The organism is Candidatus Viridilinea mediisalina (assembly GCF_002532535.1).
Classification (GTDB): domain Bacteria; phylum Chloroflexota; class Chloroflexia; order Chloroflexales; family Chloroflexaceae; genus Viridilinea; species Viridilinea mediisalina.
Map to the genome: position 1 here is coordinate 1 of NZ_NQWI01000085.1, position 21069 is coordinate 21069.

Annotated in this window: 16 protein-coding genes; 11 read left to right on the forward strand and 5 right to left on the reverse strand. The window is 55.5% G+C overall.

What is annotated here, in order from left to right:
- The 7 genes from CJ255_RS15460 to rplL all read left to right on the forward strand — a co-directional run.
- Positions 1-78: EF-Tu C-terminal domain-related protein (locus tag CJ255_RS15460; RefSeq protein WP_217352402.1), on the forward strand; the 78-nt coding region annotated here is incomplete at its 5' end.
- Between the two features lie 86 nt (positions 79-164).
- A complete protein-coding gene (secE, locus tag CJ255_RS15465) occupies positions 165-389 on the forward strand; it encodes a preprotein translocase subunit SecE (RefSeq protein ID WP_097644997.1) in 225 nt (74 codons plus the stop codon).
- A 33-nt stretch (positions 390-422) separates the two neighbouring features.
- Positions 423-995, forward strand: a complete 573-nt coding sequence (nusG, locus tag CJ255_RS15470; protein WP_097644998.1) for a transcription termination/antitermination protein NusG — start codon at positions 423-425, stop codon at positions 993-995.
- A 125-nt stretch (positions 996-1120) separates the two neighbouring features.
- Positions 1121-1546: a 50S ribosomal protein L11 gene (gene rplK / locus CJ255_RS15475; protein WP_097645011.1), complete on the forward strand. Its 426-nt coding sequence runs from the start codon at positions 1121-1123 to the stop codon at positions 1544-1546.
- Between the two features lie 55 nt (positions 1547-1601).
- On the forward strand, positions 1602-2318 hold the full coding sequence (gene rplA / locus CJ255_RS15480) for a 50S ribosomal protein L1 (protein ID WP_097644999.1): 717 nt from the start codon (positions 1602-1604) through the stop codon (positions 2316-2318).
- Positions 2319-2652: 334 nt separating this feature from the next.
- Positions 2653-3195, forward strand: a complete 543-nt coding sequence (gene rplJ, locus CJ255_RS15485; protein WP_097645000.1) for a 50S ribosomal protein L10 — start codon at positions 2653-2655, stop codon at positions 3193-3195.
- A gap of 83 nt (positions 3196-3278) precedes the next feature.
- Positions 3279-3683, forward strand: coding sequence for a 50S ribosomal protein L7/L12 (gene rplL / locus CJ255_RS15490; protein WP_097645001.1), 405 nt, complete (start codon positions 3279-3281; stop codon positions 3681-3683).
- A gap of 102 nt (positions 3684-3785) precedes the next feature.
- On the opposite strand, the gene pth is transcribed toward rplL, so the two are convergent.
- From pth to rpoB, 5 genes are all read right to left on the reverse strand, one after another.
- Positions 3786-4352: an aminoacyl-tRNA hydrolase gene (gene pth / locus CJ255_RS15495; RefSeq protein ID WP_097645002.1), complete on the reverse strand. Its 567-nt coding sequence runs from the start codon at positions 4350-4352 to the stop codon at positions 3786-3788.
- Between the two features lie 12 nt (positions 4353-4364).
- Positions 4365-5444, reverse strand: coding sequence for a C45 family autoproteolytic acyltransferase/hydrolase (locus CJ255_RS15500; protein ID WP_097645003.1), 1080 nt, complete (start codon positions 5442-5444; stop codon positions 4365-4367).
- On the reverse strand, positions 5441-6460 hold the full coding sequence (locus tag CJ255_RS15505; protein ID WP_097645004.1) for a GNAT family N-acetyltransferase: 1020 nt from the start codon (positions 6458-6460) through the stop codon (positions 5441-5443). The genes CJ255_RS15500 and CJ255_RS15505 overlap by 4 nt, the downstream gene beginning before the upstream one ends.
- A gap of 120 nt (positions 6461-6580) precedes the next feature.
- A complete protein-coding gene (gene rpoC, locus CJ255_RS15510; RefSeq protein WP_097645005.1) occupies positions 6581-11104 on the reverse strand; it encodes a DNA-directed RNA polymerase subunit beta' in 4524 nt (1507 codons plus the stop codon).
- A 191-nt stretch (positions 11105-11295) separates the two neighbouring features.
- Positions 11296-15012, reverse strand: coding sequence for a DNA-directed RNA polymerase subunit beta (gene rpoB / locus CJ255_RS15515; protein WP_097645006.1), 3717 nt, complete (start codon positions 15010-15012; stop codon positions 11296-11298).
- A gap of 661 nt (positions 15013-15673) precedes the next feature.
- Here rpoB and CJ255_RS15520 point away from each other — a divergent pair.
- The 4 genes from CJ255_RS15520 to hisC all read left to right on the forward strand — a co-directional run bounded on the left by CJ255_RS15520 (position 15674) and on the right by hisC (position 20911).
- Positions 15674-16219 (forward strand): MarR family winged helix-turn-helix transcriptional regulator, encoded by a 546-nt coding sequence (locus CJ255_RS15520; RefSeq protein WP_097645007.1) that lies wholly within the window; start codon positions 15674-15676, stop codon positions 16217-16219.
- A gap of 292 nt (positions 16220-16511) precedes the next feature.
- The gene (locus tag CJ255_RS15525; protein WP_097645008.1) at positions 16512-17456 is read left to right on the forward strand and encodes an NAD-dependent epimerase/dehydratase family protein; all 945 of its coding nucleotides are present in this window, start codon (positions 16512-16514) and stop codon (positions 17454-17456) included.
- The gene (locus CJ255_RS15530; RefSeq protein WP_097645009.1) at positions 17456-19720 is read left to right on the forward strand and encodes a GAF domain-containing sensor histidine kinase; all 2265 of its coding nucleotides are present in this window, start codon (positions 17456-17458) and stop codon (positions 19718-19720) included. The genes CJ255_RS15525 and CJ255_RS15530 overlap by 1 nt, the downstream gene beginning before the upstream one ends.
- A 9-nt stretch (positions 19721-19729) precedes the next feature.
- Positions 19730-20911, forward strand: coding sequence for a histidinol-phosphate transaminase (hisC, locus tag CJ255_RS15535; RefSeq protein WP_097645010.1), 1182 nt, complete (start codon positions 19730-19732; stop codon positions 20909-20911).
- Positions 20912-21069 lie beyond the last annotated feature (158 nt).

The following is a 21069-nucleotide window of genomic DNA, read 5'->3' on the forward strand; positions in this document are numbered from 1 at the left end:
GAAGAGGGCTTGCGCTTCGCCATCCGCGAAGGTGGTCGCACCGTCGGCTCTGGAGTTGTGACCAAGATTGTTGAGTAACGTACTGCTAAACATAGACGGCTTGGGAGAACATGGTTCTCCCAAGCTCAGATTATATCGGTTACGCAACCCCGTAGGATAGAGCGATGACCGTGGCTAAAGATACAAAAGAACAACAACCCAACGCTGCTGTACGCACCTATCGTGAGACTCGTAGTGAGTTGAAAAAAGTTGTATGGCCAACACGCCAAGAGACAGTGCGACTAACGATTGTAGTGCTTGTTATCTCTACCATTATTGGCCTGATTCTCTTTGCTGGTGATACCCTTTTTCTGTTTCTCTATACTGCTCTGGTCGATCTGGTTTCGTAACGTGTGGCGAATTAACCAACGCGGGAGCTTGGTGTGTCTGAGGAAGAGCAGAGTAACCTAACAGCCGAAGATGCCGGAGAACGGCGCTGGTATGTCATTCATACCTACTCGGGGTACGAAAATAAGGTTAAGCAGAATCTGGAGCATCGCATCGAGTCGATGGAGATGGATAACCAGATTTTTCGCGTGATCGTGCCTACCGAGGAGGAGATTGAGATTAAAAATGGCCAGCGGCGTACGGTCAATAAAAAGATCTATCCCGGTTATGTGCTGGTTCAAATGAACCTCAATGATGATTCGTGGTACGTTGTGCGTAATACGCCCGGAGTCACGAGCTTTGTGGGCCATGGCAATAAACCCACCCCCCTTGAGGACGATGAGGTTAAGACCATCCTCAAACAGATGGAGGGTGAGGCGCCCAAGGTGCGCGTAAGCTACGAGAAGGGCCAGGCTGTCAAGATTATCGATGGCCCCTTCACCGACTTTGAGGGTATTGTTGACGCTATTGATCACGAACGGGGCCGCGTGCGCGTCTTGGTCTCCTTCTTTGGACGCGAAGCGCCCGTTGAGCTTGATTTTCTCCAGGTGACGCGCTTGGTTGACTAAGTGCATCACTTCGCTTGTACCTTGTACAAATCGTTTCCTTAATGTTCTGGACACCTCGCCACGGTGGCAGCATGCCTGCCGTAGGGGAGGGAGGGAGCAATGCTCCCAATCAGAGGAGAATGAGCGTGGCAAAGAAATTGGTCGCCATCGTTAAACTGCAACTCCCAGCCGGTAAGGCGACACCGGCTCCGCCTGTTGGTCCGGCCCTTGGTCAGCACGGCATCAACATTATGGGCTTCGTGAAGGAGTATAACGAGAAGTCGAGTTCCCAGGCCGGGAGTATTGTGCCTGTGGAGATCTCGATCTTCAGTGATCGCTCCTTTAGCGTGAAGTTGCTCACTCCGCCCGCCGCTGATCTGCTGCGGAAAGCTTCCGGTGCCGCTAAGGGTTCTGGTACCCCCAATCGTACCAGCGCTGGCCAGATTACCCGTGAGCAACTGCGCCAGATTGCCCAACAGAAGATGCCCGATATGAATGCCCTTGATATCGAAGGCGCAGAGAAGGTTATCTCTGGTACCGCACGCAGTATGGGCATCAAGATTGTTGACTAAACCAATGATTGTGGGAGGGCTTCGGCCCGCCTGAACCACTAGGGAGAATCTACCTATGGCCAAGCATGGCAAGAAATATCTCGCGGCTGCTGCAAAGGTCGAGAAGGATCGCCTCTATACCCCAGAAGAGGCGATTGACCTCTTGAAAGAGGCGAATTTCGTTAGGTTTGACCCCACCGTCGAGGTGCATATGCGCCTTGGCATCGATCCGCGCCACGCCGATCAGAATATCCGCACCACGGTGGCCCTGCCCCACGGTACAGGTAAATCGGTACGGGTGCTGGTCTTCTGCCAAAACGATGCCGTCCAAGCAGCGCTTGATGCCGGTGCAAACTATGCCGGTAACGATGAATTGATCGCACGGGTTGATAAAGAGAACTTCTTCGACTTCGATGTCGCTATCGCTACTCCCGATATGATGGGCAAAGTGGGCCGCATCGGTCGTAAGCTCGGCCCCCGTGGCTTGATGCCCAACCCCAAGAGTGGCACGATTGTCCCCGCTGATGATCTGCCCCGCACCATCCGTGAGGTGAAAGGCGGTCGCGTTGAGTTCCGTAATGATCGCACTGGCATCCTCCACGTTGCCATTGGCAAGCTCAGTTTCACTCCTGAGCAGATTATTGAGAACTTTGCCGCCCTCATGGATGCTGTGAAGTCGTCTAAGCCTAGTGGTGCCAAGGGAACCTTTATTCGGAGTGTTACCCTGACGAGTACGATGGGCCCTGGTGTGCCGCTCAATACCACCCTGGCTCAAGCAGTAACTGCTGGTTAAGCTGCCAAGGAGTACCATATTCTCTCAATCAGCTTGCTCTATACCATAGCAACCCTGCCCTAGACCGCTTGGTGGGTAGTTACCCTTAATGGCCCCTAATGGCCGCCAGCCGAGGTAGACCTGCATACCAGTACGGTGCGTCTCTGCACCTGCCTGAGGTCGCCATGTCTAGGACATGACGGCCTCTTTGTATAGTGGGCATGAGGGAAGGATCCAGAAACGAGCAAATAGAAGATAGGTTTGCGGCATCAGGATGCACTGAATGTCTCCAAACTGCAAAGTTTCCTGAAACCATCCCTGACCCAAAAATCCACCAGAAAGGAGGTGAATAACGATGCCAACCCAGCAAAAAATTGATCTCGTCGCCGAATTGGGTGACAAGATGCAGCGCTCGCAACTCGCTGTGGTCGCCGACTACCGTGGTTTCACGGTCTCCGATCTCTTTGTGCTGCGCGGGAAGCTGCGCGAAAGCGGTGCTGAAATGGTGGTAGCCAAGAATACCTTGCTACGCCTCGCAGCCCGCAATGTCGGCAAAGAGATCCTTGAGGTAACCCTCGAAGGCCCTACGGCCATCATCTTTGCCTATGATGATGTCGCAAAGACCGCAAAGGTACTGGTTGAAGCCAGTCAGGTGAAGGCCAATCCCCTCAAGCTCAAGGGCGGTGTCCTTGGCACAAGCCCAATTACCGCCGAAGGTCTCGATGCGGTTACCAAACTCCCCACCCGCGAACAGGCCCTCGCCCAAGTCCTTGGTGCTGTCTCGGCACCTGTCTCTGGCGTTGTTGGTGTCCTCAATAGCGCACTAACCAATGTCGCCCTGGTCATCCAAGCCCGCATTGATCAACTTCAACCCGGCGAAGAACAGCCCGCAACCTAATTCCAATTCCGCTTTCGCTGTTCTTTTGTTCTTCTGTTCTTTTGTTCTCGTATCTATACAAACTATCTTAGGAGCTTATTCCCATGGCGAGCGATAAGGTTAACGCAATCATCGAGTCGATTGAGACCCTGAATGTACTGGAACTGGTCGAATTGAAGAAGACGATGGAGGATAAGTGGGGCGTGACCGCCGCTGCCCCGGTGATGATGGGAGGCTTTGCCGGGCCCGTCGCTGGTGCAGATGGTGCCCCCGCTGCCGCCGCTGCTGCTGAAGAGCAGTCTGAGTTTGATGTCATCCTTCAGGAGATCGGTGCCAACAAGATTCAGGTCATTAAGGTTGTGCGCGAACTCACCAGCCTTGGCCTCAAAGAAGCCAAGGATCTGGTCGAAGGTGCCCCCAAGGCAATCAAGGAGGCCGTGGCCAAAGAGGACGCTGAGGCGGCTAAGGCCAAGCTCACCGAAGCCGGTGCAACCGTAGTCATCAAGTAACTAGATTAAAAGTGGGGGTTCGGGAAAGGCTTTGCCTTTCCCGAACCCCCACTTTTTTATCCCAAAATCTACAATCTACAATCTACAATCTACAACGTGTGCCTATGTCGGATTGTAGCGATTCATCGCCGTCGTTAGCCCCTCGCGCAACATGAGTTCCAAGCTGTCAGCAGCACGATCAAGTAGTTCAGAGAGCTGTGACTGCTCCTCTGGGCTGAAGCGGCTGAGTACATAGGCAGCCGCATCCATCTTGCCCGGAGGCTGCCCAATGCCAATGCGTAAGCGTGGAAATTCGTTTGTGCCCAACTGCCCGATGATTGAACGCATGCCGTTGTGTGTCCCACCACTCCCACGCTCGCGGAAGCGTAGACGCCCAAATGGCAGATCCATATCATCATAGATAACCAACAACTCGCGGGCTGGTTCGATTTTATACCAACTGCGCAGCGCCGAGACCGCTTGACCACTCAGGTTCATGTAGGTCTGCGGCTGCACCAAGGCTACCCGTTGCCCGGCAATCTGCCCCTCGCCAACCAGACTGTTCGCCCGCTTGCCCCGCAACTCTAGCCTATGACGCTCGGCCAACAACTCTACCACAGCAAATCCAATATTGTGGCGGGTCTGTACATAGCGACCGCCTGGATTGCCTAATCCAACAATGAGCCACATGCAATCTTCCTCTCAACTCAAGCTGTAGGTTACATATGGTGCCTGACATGGAGGCCCGTCGCTGACATAGAACCGCTTGGTTGTTAGATCAATGATCGCTGAGATAACACTCTCGTAGTGATGCTCCTCTGGCTCACTTGGATCAATATGGAAACAGACCGAATAGGGGTAATCTTCATGGTCGCGCAGGATCGCTTGAACATCAGCAAGTGCCAACGGTTGATTGGTATGCAGCAGATGCTCTAAACGCGCATGGCGATGTGGCGAATGGGGCTTGTCTTCAATATTGCGCTCTATGATGCCCAACGCTGTTGGATTCACAAAGTGGTTGGCATGCACAAGGTAGCCATGTTGACACCTGCTTAAGCCCACCTTTTGAGCTGAACTCTCGATATTCAACACCCGATCGGGCGCTTGGGCCAGCAGAAAGTTGGCCGAACACGAACGATCTTCGCCTGTTACCACACGGGCCGCTGCTTCAAGGTGGTGGCAACGCAGAATTTCGTAGCAGCGCACATGAAAAGGGCGGCGCAAACGCGCCCAATCGTCATCCTGGCTCGTAAGGCCGTTAATCAAGAGCCCCAGCCCAGCACTGTTGAAGCCGATCTTGCCCCCGAAAATACCCGCCTCAGTAAAACTGAGGGTGGCAAAGCCATCCGCTTCCTGAGTTTGCAGGATGGCCCCACGCACCCCCGCAATCCAATCCCAATTCTCCCCAATGATCAGGTGGCCCTCGAGCGTTGCTTCGGGTAGCAAAGCAAATGCGGTACAACCATCAGGCAGTGGCTTCTCCGTAAACTCGTCGTAGAAGAGTTCGTAACGGACATTGAGCGCCGCGATGGCCGCCAAGTCAAAACCAGAGCCCTCAGCAATGCCGCGCATCCCAGCATAATAGGCCGGGCTCTGCACCTGGATCGCCTCGGCATAGCGCCAAGCACGCGCCAAGGTTTCACTATGGCTCAAATTCAGTTCACGCTCAAAGCGGGCAAAATAGAGATTCAGATTCCACGCGATCTGCTCGCGTAAGGCTTCACCATGGAGCAACCCTTGCTCATAGGGTGAACCCGTTAAACATACGAGAGGGAGCGTCATGCTTCTTCCGGTTTGATCACTCTAACGAAATTAATCCATGCAGGCTGCTTGATAAAGCCTAACTGCTCGTTTATGCTGAGCATCGGGCGATTGTTCGACTCGTTCCAGGTTTTGACGATCCGTACCCCCTGCTGGCGAGCGTAAGCTAACGCGCATAACTTCAGCGCCAGCGCGATGCCCCGCCGACGGTAGGCCCGTTGTATGCCGGTCAATCCGGTGTAGAAACAATCCTTTTCGGCTTGACTACGCCAGAGGGCACTGATGCCCACAAATTCTTTGCCATCAAGGGCTATATAGTAGCCTTCCGGCATGAAGCTGGGGGCTGCAAAGACATGCTGACAGAAGGTTTCATACGACCATGCGGTCTGGGGTTCTGGATGGGGCACGTCGAGCGCAAGTTGCAGATCCAATTCATAGAGCTTGCGCCGATGCTCTGGATCCTCCTGCATCAATTCAGCCAAGGTTGCGATCCTGATACCACTGGCAACGACCCGCTCTGTGTGGCCCGCGTAGGGCGTTGGGTCGAAGTGGGCAAGCTCAAGCCGCGACTCCCACTCGCGCATATCTTCAACATAGCCAAGGCGCTCGGCAAAACGTACTCCAGCAGTAAAGTCAGCACGAGTGCGGGTACGCAAGCGTAGCGGATCAAAGGCAAGCAGCGCATGGTATACCGTCTGGTACAAGGCGGTACCAATGCCGCGCCGCTGTAGCTCAGGCAAGACGGCAACAGAGGTGTGGAAAAGCTGTGGATGGTACATGCCCTCGTACTGAATGTAAGAGGCGTACGCAACTACTTGGCCCTCCAATTGCGCCAACCAACGCCGATGCTTCACATGCGCCGGCATTGATTGATCAAAATGGCGGTACTCCTCAACGGTATCAGGGTATTCAGGGTAGATGCGGTTGCCCACAGCTACAAAGGTTGCGTAATCAGCATCACTGCCGTCAAAATCACGAATAATAAGCCCACGAGGAAGCGTAGGCGGCTGAAGCTCTTGAAGCGTTGCACTGGTCAATTTGACCTCCTTGGTGCTTTGGGCAAGATCGTATGCTCTCTATTGTAGCCCGTAGCACCGAGGAGGCCATCAGTCTCTAGCCCTAGAAGTTCTCGTTTTTCAGCGAGATCCTAGCTTCACTCACTCCTCGTCCTGCGCCTCTCCATCATCCTGCGCCTCTCCATCAAGGCTACCCTCCTGCACTGTGCGATCCACCATCTCCCAGAATTTGTCTTCGTTGGTTGTCGCAGCAGGCGGCATTTCAATCACATCAGGCACAGGGATCACTTCAGGGGCCTGCTCGCTGTGCTCAGGCTCGTTCAGCCCCTCTTCCATCATGCGCGCCATCTCGCCCACCAGATCTTCACGCCTTGTCCCATCGAGCATGCGCTTCTCGATGCCCGAACCAGCCGGAATGAGCTTACCAATAACCACGTTCTCCTTCAGGCCGCGTAGGTAGTCCACTTTACCATTGATAGCCGCATCGGTAAGCACCCGCGTTGTCTCTTGGAACGAGGCGGCAGAGAGGAAGCTATCGGTGTTGAGCGAAGCCTTCGTGATGCCGAGCAGCACCGTTGTGGCGGTGGCTGGTTCACCACCCTGGCTCACAATGTCGTTGTTGAGACGCCGGAATTCCGCCGCTTCGATCAACTCACCCGGCAACATCCCGGTGTCGCCCGGCTCATCAATCCGTACCCGACGCAACATCTGGCGTACAATCACCTCAACATGCTTGTCGTTGATGTTCACACCCTGGCTACGATAGACCTTCTGAGCCTCATTAACCAGGTAACGCTGCACGGCATCGCGGCCCTGCAACTCGAGCAACTCCTGGGGATTGGCGCTACCGTCGGTCAACTGCTGGCCCGCAACCACACGATCACCATTCTCAACCCGCATACGGGAGGTGTGCGGTACCACCAGCTCGCGCTCTTCACGATCCTCTTGGCTCACAACGATCTTGTCTTCATAGACAAAAACCCGTCCAGCCAACCAAGCCACAATCGGAGGCTCCCCAGGCCGCGTACTCTCAGCGAGAACCTGGCTTTCAGCTACATCGGTCTCGTGTTCAACCATGCGCTCGTAGCCCTGCGGAATCTGGTACTCTTCCGTATAGATCTTCGAGTCAACCACGCGGATCTGGCGGACCCCGTCTTCATTCTTGGTAATCTGCACGACCCCGTCAATCTCGGCCAGCAGCGCCTTCCCCTTGGGGATGCGCGCCTCAAAGATCTCCTGGACACGCGGCAGACCCTGGGTGATGTCGTCAGCCGAAGCCACACCACCAGTGTGGAAGGTGCGGAGCGTCAACTGTGTACCCGGTTCACCAATCGACTGGGCCGCAATGATGCCGCACGCCTCACCAATGTCCACCAGTTTACCCGTCGCCAGATTGCGCCCGTAGCAAAGGCGGCAGATGCCATGCTCGGCTTGGCAGCTCAAGGCCGAACGCACATAGAGTGACGTGACCGCATGCTCAGTCAGTTTCGCCGCGATCTCTTCGTCAATCTCGGTGTTGCGCTCATAGAGCAACTCGCCGCTTTCTGGATCACGAAGGGGTGCCGCCAAAACACGCCCCACCATGCGTACCTGCAAGCGCTCCATCAACTCTTCGTCGTCGGCAGCGTGCAACCAAACGCCATCCTCCGTCCCACAATCTTCAATCGTCACAATCACGTCCTGGGCCACGTCCACAAGGCGGCGCGTCAGATAACCCGCGTCGGCAGTCCGCAACGCCGTATCAGCCAAGCCCTTACGCCCACCGTGGGTCGAGACGAAGTAGTCGAGCACCGAGAGCCCTTCGCGGAAGTTGGCCTTAATCGGCAACTCAATGATCCGCCCCGTCGGGTCTGACATCAAACCACGCATACCCGCCATCTGCGAGATCTGGTTGATGTTACCACGCGCACCCGAGGTGGACATCATCGCTACCGGGCCAAACTCGTTCAGGTTCTGCTTCACCGCCGCAATCGTCTGCTTCGTGGCATCTTGCCAGATGCGTACCACCTCTTGGTAGCGCTCCTCTTCGGTGATCAGACCACGCCGAAACTGCTTTTCAACATCAAGCACTTCGTTATCGGCCCGCTCGACGATCTGGTATTTCTCGTCCGGCACCTCAATATCATTGATGCCAATCGTCATACCGCCCAAGGTGGCATACTTAAAGCCCAGCGATTTGATCATATCGGCCTGGAGGGCGGTCTGCTCCGAGCCATAGATGCGTGCCAACTCCTGCTCCGATTTGTGACCGTGAACCTCGCGGATCTCATCGAGTTCCTCATCACTGAGGTTCTTCAGATTGGTGAAGTACTGGTAGCAGTCGGCAATGATCTCCTTCAAGCCCTTCTTATCCACCAGCCGATTGCGGAAGCGCAGCGGTGGCAAGAGCTTATCGTTGAGCAGAACACGCCCAATCGTCGTCTCGATCAACATGCGCGGCGTCCCATCGGGAGCTGGTGCCAAGCTGCGCGTCTTCTCGGCACGATCATTTTTGTCCTTGGGTACACCATTCATGCGAATGAGAATCGGTGCCTGAATGTCTACCAGTTTGCGATCATAGGCCAACATCGCCTCATCAACCGAAGCAAAGATCTTGCCGCTCCCCTTGGCACCATCCTTGACCATTGAGAGGTAGTAGCAACCCAAGACGATGTCCTGCGACGGTGTGATGATCGGATCGCCATGGGCCGGACTCAGCAGGTTGTACTTACTGAGCATGCGCGAACGCGCCTCTTCCTGGGCCTTCCGCGAGAGCGGAACGTGTACCGCCATCTGGTCGCCGTCAAAGTCGGCATTGAAGGCGGCACAGACCAAGGGGTGCAACTGGATGGCCGAACCCTCGATCAGCTTGGCTTCAAAGGCTTGGATCGAGAGCCGGTGCAGCGAGGGGGCACGATTGAGCAGCACGAGATAGTCTTGAATAACCTCTTCAAGCACGTCCCAAACCTCTGGGCGCACCCGCTCAACAATGCGCTTGGCGCTCTTGATATTGTGGGCAAAGCCCTTCTCAACGAGGCGGCGCATCACAAAGGGCTTGAAGAGCTCTAGGGCCATCTTCTTGGGCAAGCCACACTGGTGCAACTTCAGGTTGGGCCCAACCACGATCACTGAGCGGCCCGAATAGTCCACGCGCTTACCGAGCAGGTTCTGGCGGAAGCGTCCCTGCTTGCCCTTGAGCATATCGGAGAGGCTCTTGAGCCGGTGCTTGCCCTTGCCCGAGACGGCGCGTCCACGGCGGCCATTATCAATCAGCGCATCAACCGCCTCCTGCAGCATGCGCTTCTCGTTGCGTACAATGATCTCGGGCGCATTCAACTCCATCAGGCGCTTGAGCCGATTGTTACGATTGATCACCCGGCGATAGAGATCGTTCAGGTCGCTTGTGGCAAAACGGCCACCATCAAGCTGCACCATCGGGCGCAGATCGGGCGGGATCACCGGCAGCATCGTCAGAATCATCCACTCCGGCTTATTCCCACTCTTGCGGAAGGCTTCAACCACACGCAGACGCTTCGTCGCCTTTTTGCGCCGCTGCCCCTGGGTAGTCTGCACCTCCAACTGCAAATCCTCAGCCAAACGATCAAGATCAACCGTGCGCTCAATCAGTTCACGCACCGCACCTGCGCCCATATCGGCCCGAAAGACGCCCGGTGCCGTATCGCGCAACTGGCGGTACTCATTCTCCGAGAGAATGCGCGTCACCTTCAAGCCTTCAAGCTGATCAAGCTTATCCTTCTCTTCGCGCTGGAGGCTATCCAACTCACGCACCAAACGCTCCTGGAGCTTCTCCTGCTCCTGGCTGAGCTCCTGATCCTTGCGCTCACGTTCGGCACTCGTCAGCAACTCGGCATCCTCTACATCGCGGATGCGCCGCGCATCCAACGCCTCCAACTCCTGTTCAAGCAACTCCTCCAACTGATCAATCAGGCGCTCACTGATCAGTTCGCCCTCTTCAAGGATCACCGCAGTGCGGAACGTAACATCCTCATCAGAGGTTTCGCCGGTCAGTTCTTCCAGGCGCTCACGCAGCCGATCAGCCTCATTGGTAATCTCTTCCCGCAGCCGCCGGTAGTCCTCCTCAATGTGCTGCTGGGTGCTGACCTGAGCCGTCTCCATACCACCCAAATCCTGGGTAAGCAGCGTACTCAACTCAATGCGCTTATCCTCAGCTTGGCGCTGCACCTTCTCGCGCCGCTCCGCATAGGTAGCCTGGATCTGCTCACGGGTCAGATCGCGTAGCTCATCATTCACCTCAACAATCACATAGGAGGCAAAGTAGAGTACCCGCTCAAGATTACGTGGGCTAATATCCAACAAGAGCCCCAAGCGCGAAGGCGTGCCCTTCACAAACCAGATATGGCTCACCGGCGAGGCAAGGCTAATATGGCCCATGCGATCACGGCGCACCTTGGCCCGGGTGACTTCAACACCACATTTATCGCAAACAACACCCTTATAACGGACTCGTTTGTACTTGCCGCAATAGCATTCCCAGTCCTTCGTGGGTCCAAATATTCGCTCACAAAACAATCCATCACGTTCAGGTTTTAAGGTGCGATAGTTGATGGTTTCAGGTTTCGTCACCTCGCCGTGCGACCAACCACGAACGTCTTCGGGCGAGGCCAGACTGATACGGATGGCATTGAAGTCATTAATTTCGAGCATTGGGCTCACTCCTGATGTACATACACCCATCAGCCCACCAATAGCCTAACACATAGGCCATCGCCGGCGACCAGATACGAAAGAACTCGACAAGGCGTGCGGTGCGTGGCATAGGGAAACCTCCATAGAACTAAAGTTCTATGGAGAGTTTACCCGATTCCGTAAGTCTTGTCAACCGTTAGCGGATAAAGCTAGAATTCGCCGCGCTCCATCCCGCTGAGGTTGATGCCGTCAAGTGCAGCCATGTCGCCATCCACATCATCGGTGAGTTCGACCGGCTTCTCGTCCTCGCTGAGAACCTCGACGCTCAGGCCCAGGCTCTGCAGTTCCTTGATCAACACCTTGAAGCTTTCGGGCACCCCCGCCTCTTGGATCGGTTCGCCCTTCACAATCGCCTCATAGGTCTTGACCCGGCCCACCACATCGTCCGACTTAACCGTGAGCATCTCTTGGAGGATGTAGGCCGCGCCATAGGCTTCGAGCGCCCAGACCTCCATCTCACCGAAGCGCTGGCCCCCAAACTGCGCCTTTCCACCCAGCGGCTGCTGCGTGACAAGGCTGTAGGGGCCGGTCGAACGGGCGTGGATCTTATCCTCAACGAGGTGGGCCAACTTGAGCATATAGGCGTAGCCAACCGTTACGGGATGATCAAACGGCTCGCCGGAGCGCCCGTCGTAGAGCGTCACCTTGCCATCGCCGGGCAACCCCGCTTCAATCAGGTGCTGCTTAATCTCACGCTCATCAGCCCCATCAAAGACCGGAGTAGCGACCCGGAAGCCCAGGCGGGCAGCCGCCCAGCCCAGGTGGGTCTCAAGAATCTGCCCAATGTTCATACGCGAAGGCACACCAATCGGGTTGAGAATGATGTCCACCGGGCGACCATTGGGCAAGAAGGGCATGTCCTCCACTGGCAACACGCGGCTTACCACGCCCTTGTTGCCGTGACGGCCTGCCATCTTATCCCCGGCGCTAATCTTACGCTTCTGGCAGAGCAGCACCCGCACCGTCTGATTGACCCCCACGGGCAGTTCAGCACCCTCGCTGCGCGCGAAGACCTTGACATCAATCACCTTACCACGCACCCCGTTGGGCACACGCAGCGAACTATCCTTCACCTCACGCGCCTTTTCGCCAAAAATGGCCCGCAGCAGACGCTCCTCAGCCGTAAGGTCAGTCTCGCCCTTGGGCGTAATCTTACCCACGAGGATATCATTGGGCTGCACCTCAGCACCCACATAGATAATCCCGCGTTCATCAAGGTTACGTAGACTATCCTGGCCCACATTGGGAATGTCGCGTGTAATCTCTTCAGGGCCAAGCTTCGTATCGCGGGCCTCAACCTCATACTTCTCAATATGGATCGAGGTAAAAATATCCTCGCGCACTAAGCGCTCAGAGACCAAGATGGCATCCTCGAAGTTCCCACCCTCCCAGGGCATATAGGCCACCAAGATGTTCTGGCCGAGGGCCAACTCGCCATTATCGGTCGAAGAGCTATCGGCAATAATCTCCCCGGCCTGAACCCGCTGCCCCTTGAGCACTGCTGGCCGCTGGTTGATGCAGGTATCCTGGTTGGAACGCATAAACTTCCGCAGGCGGTACTCACGCTCAAAGCCGTCATCCTCTTCGACCACAATATGCTCACTGGTCGAAGCGGTAACCACCCCATCCTTGTGCGCCACCACCACCTGGCCCGAATCACGCGCCGCACGGAACTCCATGCCAGTGCCAACAATCGGCGCATCGGGGCGCAACAGCGGCACCGCTTGGCGCTGCATGTTGGAACCCATCAGGGCACGGTTGGCATCATCGTGTTCCAGGAAGGGAATGAGCGCGGTCGAGACACTCACCACCTGCTTCGGCGAGACATCCATGTAATCAATGCGATCCACGCGCTCTTGGATGAACTTCTCGGCAAAGCGGCAAGCCGCCAGGGGGCTCTTGAAGCGATTATGTTCATCAATCGGCGCATTGGCCTGAGCGACAACGAAGCGATCCTCTTCATCGGCACTCAGGTATTCCACCTCCTGCGAAACAACCGGACGGATGCGGATCGTCTTCAGCGGCAGATCGGCGATCTTCTCAGCGAGCGCCCGATTGATCTCCGCGCCCTCATCAGCAATCACCTCACCCGTTTCGGGATCAATCACATCCTCACGCAGGAACTGGCCACGCAGCAACCCAATCGTAATCCGCCGCGCCATCGCCTCATCGGTGCGCGTCCCCTTAGGCGCAATCAACTCACCCGTCCGCAGGTCACGCACATCACGCAGCAGGATCGAACGTTCGCGCCAAACCGGGGCATTATCCACCGCATTATAGACCTTGCGATAGGGCGTTTCGAGGAAGCCCATCTCATTGACCCGCGAGAAGGTGGACATGGTACCAATCAGACCAATGTTCGGCCCTTCTGGCGTCTCGACGGGGCAGATCCGCCCATAGTGGCTATGGTGAACGTCGCGCACCTCAAAGCCTGCGCGATCACGCGAGAGACCACCGGGGCCAAGGGCCGAAAGGCGGCGCTTATTGGTCAATTCAGCCAGCGGATTGGTCTGATCCATAAACTGGCTCAACTGCGAACCACCAAAGAACTCGCGCATAGCCGCCACAACCGGGCGGATGTTGATCAAACCATTCGGCGTAGCACTATCGGAATCGAGGAGCGACATACGCTCCTTGACCACCCGCTCAAGGCGCAACAAGCCCACCCGGAACTGCTGCTGGATCAACTCGCCCACCGTACGCACCCGCCGATTGCCCAAGTGGTCAATATCATCAGCGCGACCGTGGCCATTATTCAGCAGAATGAGCTGCTCAACAATCTTGATAATATCACGCGGCAGCAGCACCCGCACATTCATCCCGGGCGCATCAGAAACCCCATCACGGCGGGTCTCACGCTCCCAGAGATTCTTATTGAGCTTATAGCGCCCCACCTTCGCCAAATCATAGCGACGTGGATTAAAGAGCAGCGACTCGATCAGCGAGCGGGCATTCTCAAGTGTAGGTGGATCGCCAGGACGCAAACGCTTATAGAGTTCCATAAGCGCCTCTTTGCTATTGTGAGTTGAATCCTTATCTAGCGTCGCCTGCGTATAGGGATGCGCCGCCTCGGTATCAACTGCACCGAGCAATTCAAGGATATGATCATTATGGCCATGCTGATCAAGTTCATTATCGGGCACCCAGCGCCCCTCACCCGTCTCGCGCTCACGGCCATCCTCACCCTTGACCCGCTCAGGCTGCCACGCCAAAATAGCCCGCAACAGGATCGTCACGGGAATCTTACGCTTGCGATCAACCTTCACGCTCATCACATCGCGCTTATTGGTCTCAAACTCAAGCCATGCGCCCCGGTTCGGAATCAACTTCGCCGAATGGAGCGAGCGGCCCGAGGTTGGCTCTTTTTCATCCTTAAAGTAGACCCCTGGCGAACGAATCAACTGCGAAACCACAACCCGTTCGGCACCATTGTAGATAAAGGTGCCATTATTGGTCATGACCGGAAAGTCACCAAGAAAGATCTCCGACTCTTTAATCTCACCAGTGGAGAGAATCCGCAACTCGACATTGACGCGCAGCGGTGCCGCATAGGTCAAATCGCGTTCACGACACTGAAACTCATCAAAGCGCGGCTCACCAAAGACATAATCCTTAAAGTGTAATTCAAGGTTCTTGCCGGTAAAGTCAGTAATCGGCGAAATCTCCTCAAACAATTCTCGCAGACCCTCACGCCGAAACCAATCAAAACTATTAATCTGGGTCTCAATCAGGCGTGGCACCTCGATTGCGTCATGGATCTGGGCGAACGAATGACGCTTGATCCGACTGGTGCGTCGTCCATTAGCGCCTGCCTCAAACGGCGCGATCAGCGGCTGAAGCACCACAGACTCAATCAGTGGGGGCATACTCACCTCTCCTCAGTCGTCGTCTAACCTGGGCACCTACCCAGGACACAAGGCTCTCCGGCTCACGACGCTGCGTGTTCACTCTGCACCTAACCTACCCGACACAAAAACACTAAGGGCCGATCATCGGCACCGACCCACAGGGCGGGCCGACTGAACGGCTTACAGCAGGCAAAGCATCTTGTTCGTGCCAAGATACGAAACGGCACGGTATTATCTCGACGTTGACCACCTGACAGCATTGATCGCTGTTCCGATGCTCATCATACGGAAAGTACTGACTGCGAATAAGGAATATACCATCTTTTTGGACATGTGTCAAGATAGCATGTGGGTTCGTATGGAAACACCAGTATCCCTGCCGCAACAACCAAAATATTGTACCACATCCCCATCAAGAGGTCTTGGAAGGGCTTGGCCCTCTGTGAGGATGCGTGAGGCGAGGAGGCGAAACCTTCGCCTCACGCATCCTCACAAACAGTAACGTGGCTACGAACCATACCTAACTGCTTCCTTGTGCATATTATTGACATGAGGTTGTTTATAGGCTAATATAAAGGAGGGCTAAAATGTTTGTTGCAAGAATAATCGTTGTTTCAGCGACTATGTTTCGGGTGCCACCGGCTCACGCGAGGCACCCTATATATCTAGGAGGTTGAGCATGAACGAAACAGTAGCCACAACCCGAGCCGACTACATCGCCATGATTGATGATGTTATTCGCCAGATTACGTGGCAGAGCCATAAACAACTGCTCCAGACCCTTAGCCGACCTGAGATTAGCTTGACGATGCCTCAAATGGTGACCCTCTTTGCCATTCGTAATGCCGGGACATGCCGTATGAGCGAACTGGCCGAGGTGACGCAGCAGTCGGCAGGTACGTTGACCGGCATTGTTGACCGTCTGATTCTCGATCATCTTGTGGGCCGTGTGCGCGACCTTGAGGATCGCCGCGTGGTTCAGGTAACCCTTACCCCTCAGGGTGAAGAACGGCTAGCTCTGGTTGAACAGGCGCGCCGCGAGGATATGGAACAGATCCTCTACAACCTGCGCTTGAACCAACTCGCAGAGCTTGAGGGGATGCTGCGGATGCTGCTCAATGGAATCCACGATCTGCTGAATAGCCACACGATTACGCTCAACCCTCCTCGCATATCCACCCGAACCACACCAGTCTTTACGCCATTCCAAAGCGTACAAGCATAAGGTTTGGTGCGCCGCTAGGGAGGATGCAGGCGGGAACAAGCTTCCCGCCCGATCCTCCCTTTTTGCCATGTCTAAGAAGCTAGTGGGCTCGCGTTGGAGTGCCGGCTTTAGCCGGCTGAAGCCGGCACTCCAACGCCAGTTTACAGACTTTTCAGACAGCCTCTAAGCGCAATACCTGCTATACTAAACGGTGTCAACGGCAAGTTTGCCTAGCATCCGTTGCCAATAGGTGCATTTTTGGGAAAGCCTCAGCTTTCCCAAAATCTCCCGCCAATCTATAAGGAAGATAGCAATGCGTGTGTTGATTACGGGATCAAGTGGTCAGATTGGCACCAATCTTGCGCTTAGGCTCCTTGCAGAAGGTCACTCCGTCTTTGGCGTTGATCGACGCAGTAATACCTGGACGAACGCTTTTCCTACCCTCCTGCAAGACCTTGCTGCGCCCCATCGTGAGTTTCATGGTGGCATTGGCGGTGCCCCCTACCCGCCTTGCGACATCGTTGTCCACCTCGCGGCCAATGCAAAAGTCTATGAATTAGTTGAGTATCCCCATCGCGCCCTTGAGAATATTACATTAACGTTTAATGTGTTGGAATTTTGCCGCGCCCATAACCTGCCCATCATCTTCTCTTCATCGCGTGAAGTCTATGGCGATATTCAACGCTACCTCACTGCTGAAACCAGTGCCGACTTCAGCTACACCGAAAGCCCCTACTCCGCCTCCAAAATCTCCGGCGAAGCCTTAGTCTATGCCTATGCCCGTTGCTATGGCCTCAACTACCTCATCTTCCGCTTCTCGAATGTCTATGGCCGCTATGATAATGATATTGAACGTATGGAGCGCGTCATTCCGCTCTTTATTCGTAAAATTAGCCGTGGTGAACCAGTGACGGTCTTTGGTAAAGATAAAATTCTTGATTTTACGTATGTTGACGACTGTGTAGACGGGATTATACGGGGTATGCAGCGTCTGCTTGCCGGTGAAGTCTGCAACCAGACGATCAATCTCGCCTATGGTCAGGGCAATTCATTAGTCCATATGGCCGAGTTGGTGGGTGCTGCCCTTGAGCGCGAACCCGACATTATTGTGGCCCCGGCCAAACGTCTGGGTGAAGTGACCTACTATGTTGCCGATCTGAGTTTAGCCCGCGATCTGCTGGGCTATAGCCCACATGTACCCCTAGCTGAGGGGATTCGCCGTGCAGTCGCTTGGGCCCGTGGTGAGGAGCATAGCTAATGACTGAGCGCCAACAGACGCGCCGCCGTGAGCGTCGCAACCGCGAGAAGCAAGAAGATCTCGCGTTGCGTCGTCTTTCAGATGCTGCCGAAACCGCAGCCGCTCAGGTGACGAGTCTGCTGAAGCTCTCTTCATACCTCGTTTCAGTGCTCGATCCCCAAGCCATCTTGGCGAACCTTATTCCGCGCCTCGTCGAAGTCTTGCCCTCGGTGCAAGCCGGCATCATCTGGATTGACCAGCTTGGTCGTCTACGGCCAAGTGCCACCTTTGGGTTGCCGCTGACCCCTGCTACGGCTCAGGACCTGAATGCGTGCCAATTGCGTGCCGGTGAAGGGATTGCGGGCCTAGCTCTTCAGCGGGTCGAATCGCAGATCATGAGTACGACCCTTGGCTATCGAGAGACAGCCGCGCTGATCAGCCCGATCAACGAAACCCTTTTTCAGCACCTGAATGAGCAACTGCCCCGCCAGGTTACCGTGGCCGCGATGCCCCTGCGCGTTGGCCCTGAGACCATTGGTGTGCTGGAACTGATCAATTTGGGTACTCCAGAGATCCATCCCCCCTGGCGGCCCCTTGAACAAGCCGACATCCCAGTGCTCCAGACCTTCGCCAACCTTGCTGCCTCGGCGATTAAGAATGCCCAACTCTACGATGCGGCCCAGCGCAGTGCCCGCCGCCTCAAAGCCTTTGATGCGGTTGTCACTGCGATCTCAACCGCCACCGACCTCAATGATCTCGTGCAAAGTGTGCTGGCCGTTGTGCTTGAACTGGTTTCTGATGCGTCAGGGGCGCTGCTGCTGCTCGATCCGCTCTATGATCGCCTGAGTTTAGCGGCCCACCGTAGCCTTCCGCCAGGCGGCCCCGAAACGCTCGCGCAGTTAGTGGTTACCGAAGCACCTTGTGCCGAGGTGATCCACTATGGCCAGCCGATGCAACGCCTGCTCTTGGAAGAGCGCGGGGAGGGGGTCTTTCTTAAGGCTGGCATGGTTGAATGTTCCTACCTGCCCTTGCTGGCCGGTGGTACCGTGGCAGGCGTGCTTGCGCTCTATGGGGCGAGTGGTTTGAATAGCCGCGCCGATAAAGACCTGCTGATGCCCATCTGCAACCAGGTTGGCTTTGCGATTGCCAACGTGCGCCTCTACGCCGATAGCACCAGCGAACGGCGCAAACTCAATACCGTGGTGACATCCATTGCCGAAGGAGTATTACTCTGTGATGCTCACGGGCGGCTGACGCTCGCCAATGAAGCGGCCCTGCGGCTCTTACGCCTCGATTCGTTGCCCTTCGAGCAGCCCCTCACCGCTATGCCCGATTTCTACCGCATGCGCGACCTTGATGGTCGTCCCCTTACATTAGAACAACTGCCCTTCACCCGAGCCTTAGCGGGCGAAATTTTTCAAGATTACCGCCTGATTCTGCGTGGCTCCAGTGGCGACGAGACAGTGATGAGCTTTTCGGGCGCCCCCGCCCGCTCCGATGATGATCTGATTGAAGGGGCAGTCGTGGTCTTTCGTGACATCACCGCCAACCAGAAGCTCGAACGGGCCAAGGACGAGTTTCTTGCAGTAGCCGCCCACGAATTGCGCAGCCCCCTCGCTGCCGTGCGGAGCTATGCCGATCTGCTGCTGCGCCGCGAGCAACAACGTGATGAAGGTGATTCCCGCGACCTGCACGGCCTCACGATCTTGACCCAACAGGTGAGCCATATGCTGCGGATGGTTGACAATCTGCTTGATGTTTCGCGCATTGACGCTGGGCAACTTGATCTCCAGATGCAGCAGATCAACCTTGTGCATCTTGCCAATCAGGTCCTTGATCAGCAACGCCCAGCAGCGGGTAACCGTACTTTACAGATCGAGGCGAGCAACGATGAACTCTTGGTTACGTGTGATACCTTACGGATCCGCCAAGTTCTCACCAATCTGATCAGCAACGCGATCAAATACAGCCCTAATGAAGGCATTATCACGGTACGCCTGAACCGTATCACTGAGTCGCTCACAGAGAACCAGCCACCTAGTAGTTCGGCTGTGGTTGTTAGCGTCAGCGACGAGGGCGGTGGGATTACCCCCGATCAACAGGCGCGCCTCTTCCAACGCTACTACCGCGCCCGTAACCGTAAGGCCGAAGGCTTAGGCTTAGGCCTCTACCTCAGTCGTCAGTTTGTGCAGATGCATGGTGGTACCATTTGGGTTGAGAGTGCAGAAGGTTCTGGAAGTACATTTGCCTTTAGTTTACCCCTTAGTAGCGATGATGTGCCTTGAGTGTAACCCATGAAATATAAAGATCACATCAAACGCCTCCCGGCCTACAAGCCGCCCAAGCTGATCACTGGCCAGCACGCTGATCTGGTCAAGCTTTCATCAAACGAGAACCCGCTTGGCCCCTCACCACGGGCACTGGCTGCACTGCAAAGCGCAATAGGTCACGTCCATCGCTACCCTGATGCGGGCAGTGTGGCGCTACGGCAAGCACTGGCCGATCATGCCGGCTTGAGTCTTGAACATGTCATCTGTGCCAATGGTTCAGATGAGTTAATTTTCCTCATCTGTGTAGCCTTCCTCGAAGCGGGCGATGAAGTTATGATGGCGGAAGGAACCTTCATTAGCTACATGCTCCGCACCCTCGAAATGGGCGCTCTACCGCTGCGCGTGCCACTGCACAACTACACCCACAACCTCGCAGCGATGGCAGCCGCAATAACACCGCGCACGAAAATCGTCTTCATCTGCAACCCCAATAACCCCACCGGCACAAGCAACAGCGCCGACGAAGTGGCCGCCTTGCTTGAGCGCGTGCCCCCCCATACCCTGGTGGTCATGGATGAAGCCTACTACGAGTTTGTCACCCGTCCCGACTACCCCCAACTCCTGTCAGAACTCGTTGCAGGCCGCCCCAACCTCCTGTTGCTCCGCACCTTCGCCAAGATTCATGGTCTTGCAGGGCTACGTCTCGGCTACGCCTACGGTGCCCCCGAGTTGATCGAGTATCTCGACCGAGCCCGGCCCACCTTCAATGTCAACAGTTTAGCCCAAGTCGCCGGTATCGCCGCCTTGGGCGACACAGAACACATCGCCCGTAGCCGCGCCCACGCCGATGCCAGCCGCGCCTTCTTTATGCAAAACTTGCCCTCCATTGGGCTAGAGCCAATCCCAAGCGAAACCAACTTTGTGGCTGTACCTGTTGGCGATGATACCGCAGTAAGTAACGCCCTCTTCGCCCGCGGCTTTAGCGTCACCCCACTTGGTATGTGGGGCTTACCTGGGCTTATTCGTATTTCGTTTGGTACGGTTGAGCAGAATCAAGGTGTACTTGCAGCACTGGAAGAGGAACGGATGAACGGAAGAACAGGTGAACAGATGAACGGAAGAACAGGTGAACAGATGAACAAAAGAACAGGTGAACAGATGAACGGAAGAACAGGTGAACAGATGAACAAAAGAACAGAAAGATAAATGATTGTAAAAACAACCCAAAATCTGTTCCCCTGTTCTCTGTTCCCCTGTTCTCTGTTCCCCTGTTCTCTGTTCCCCTGTTCTCTGTTCCCCTGTTCTCTGTTCCCCTGTTCTCTGTTCCCCTGTTCTCTGTTCCCCTGTTCTCTGTTCCCCTGTTC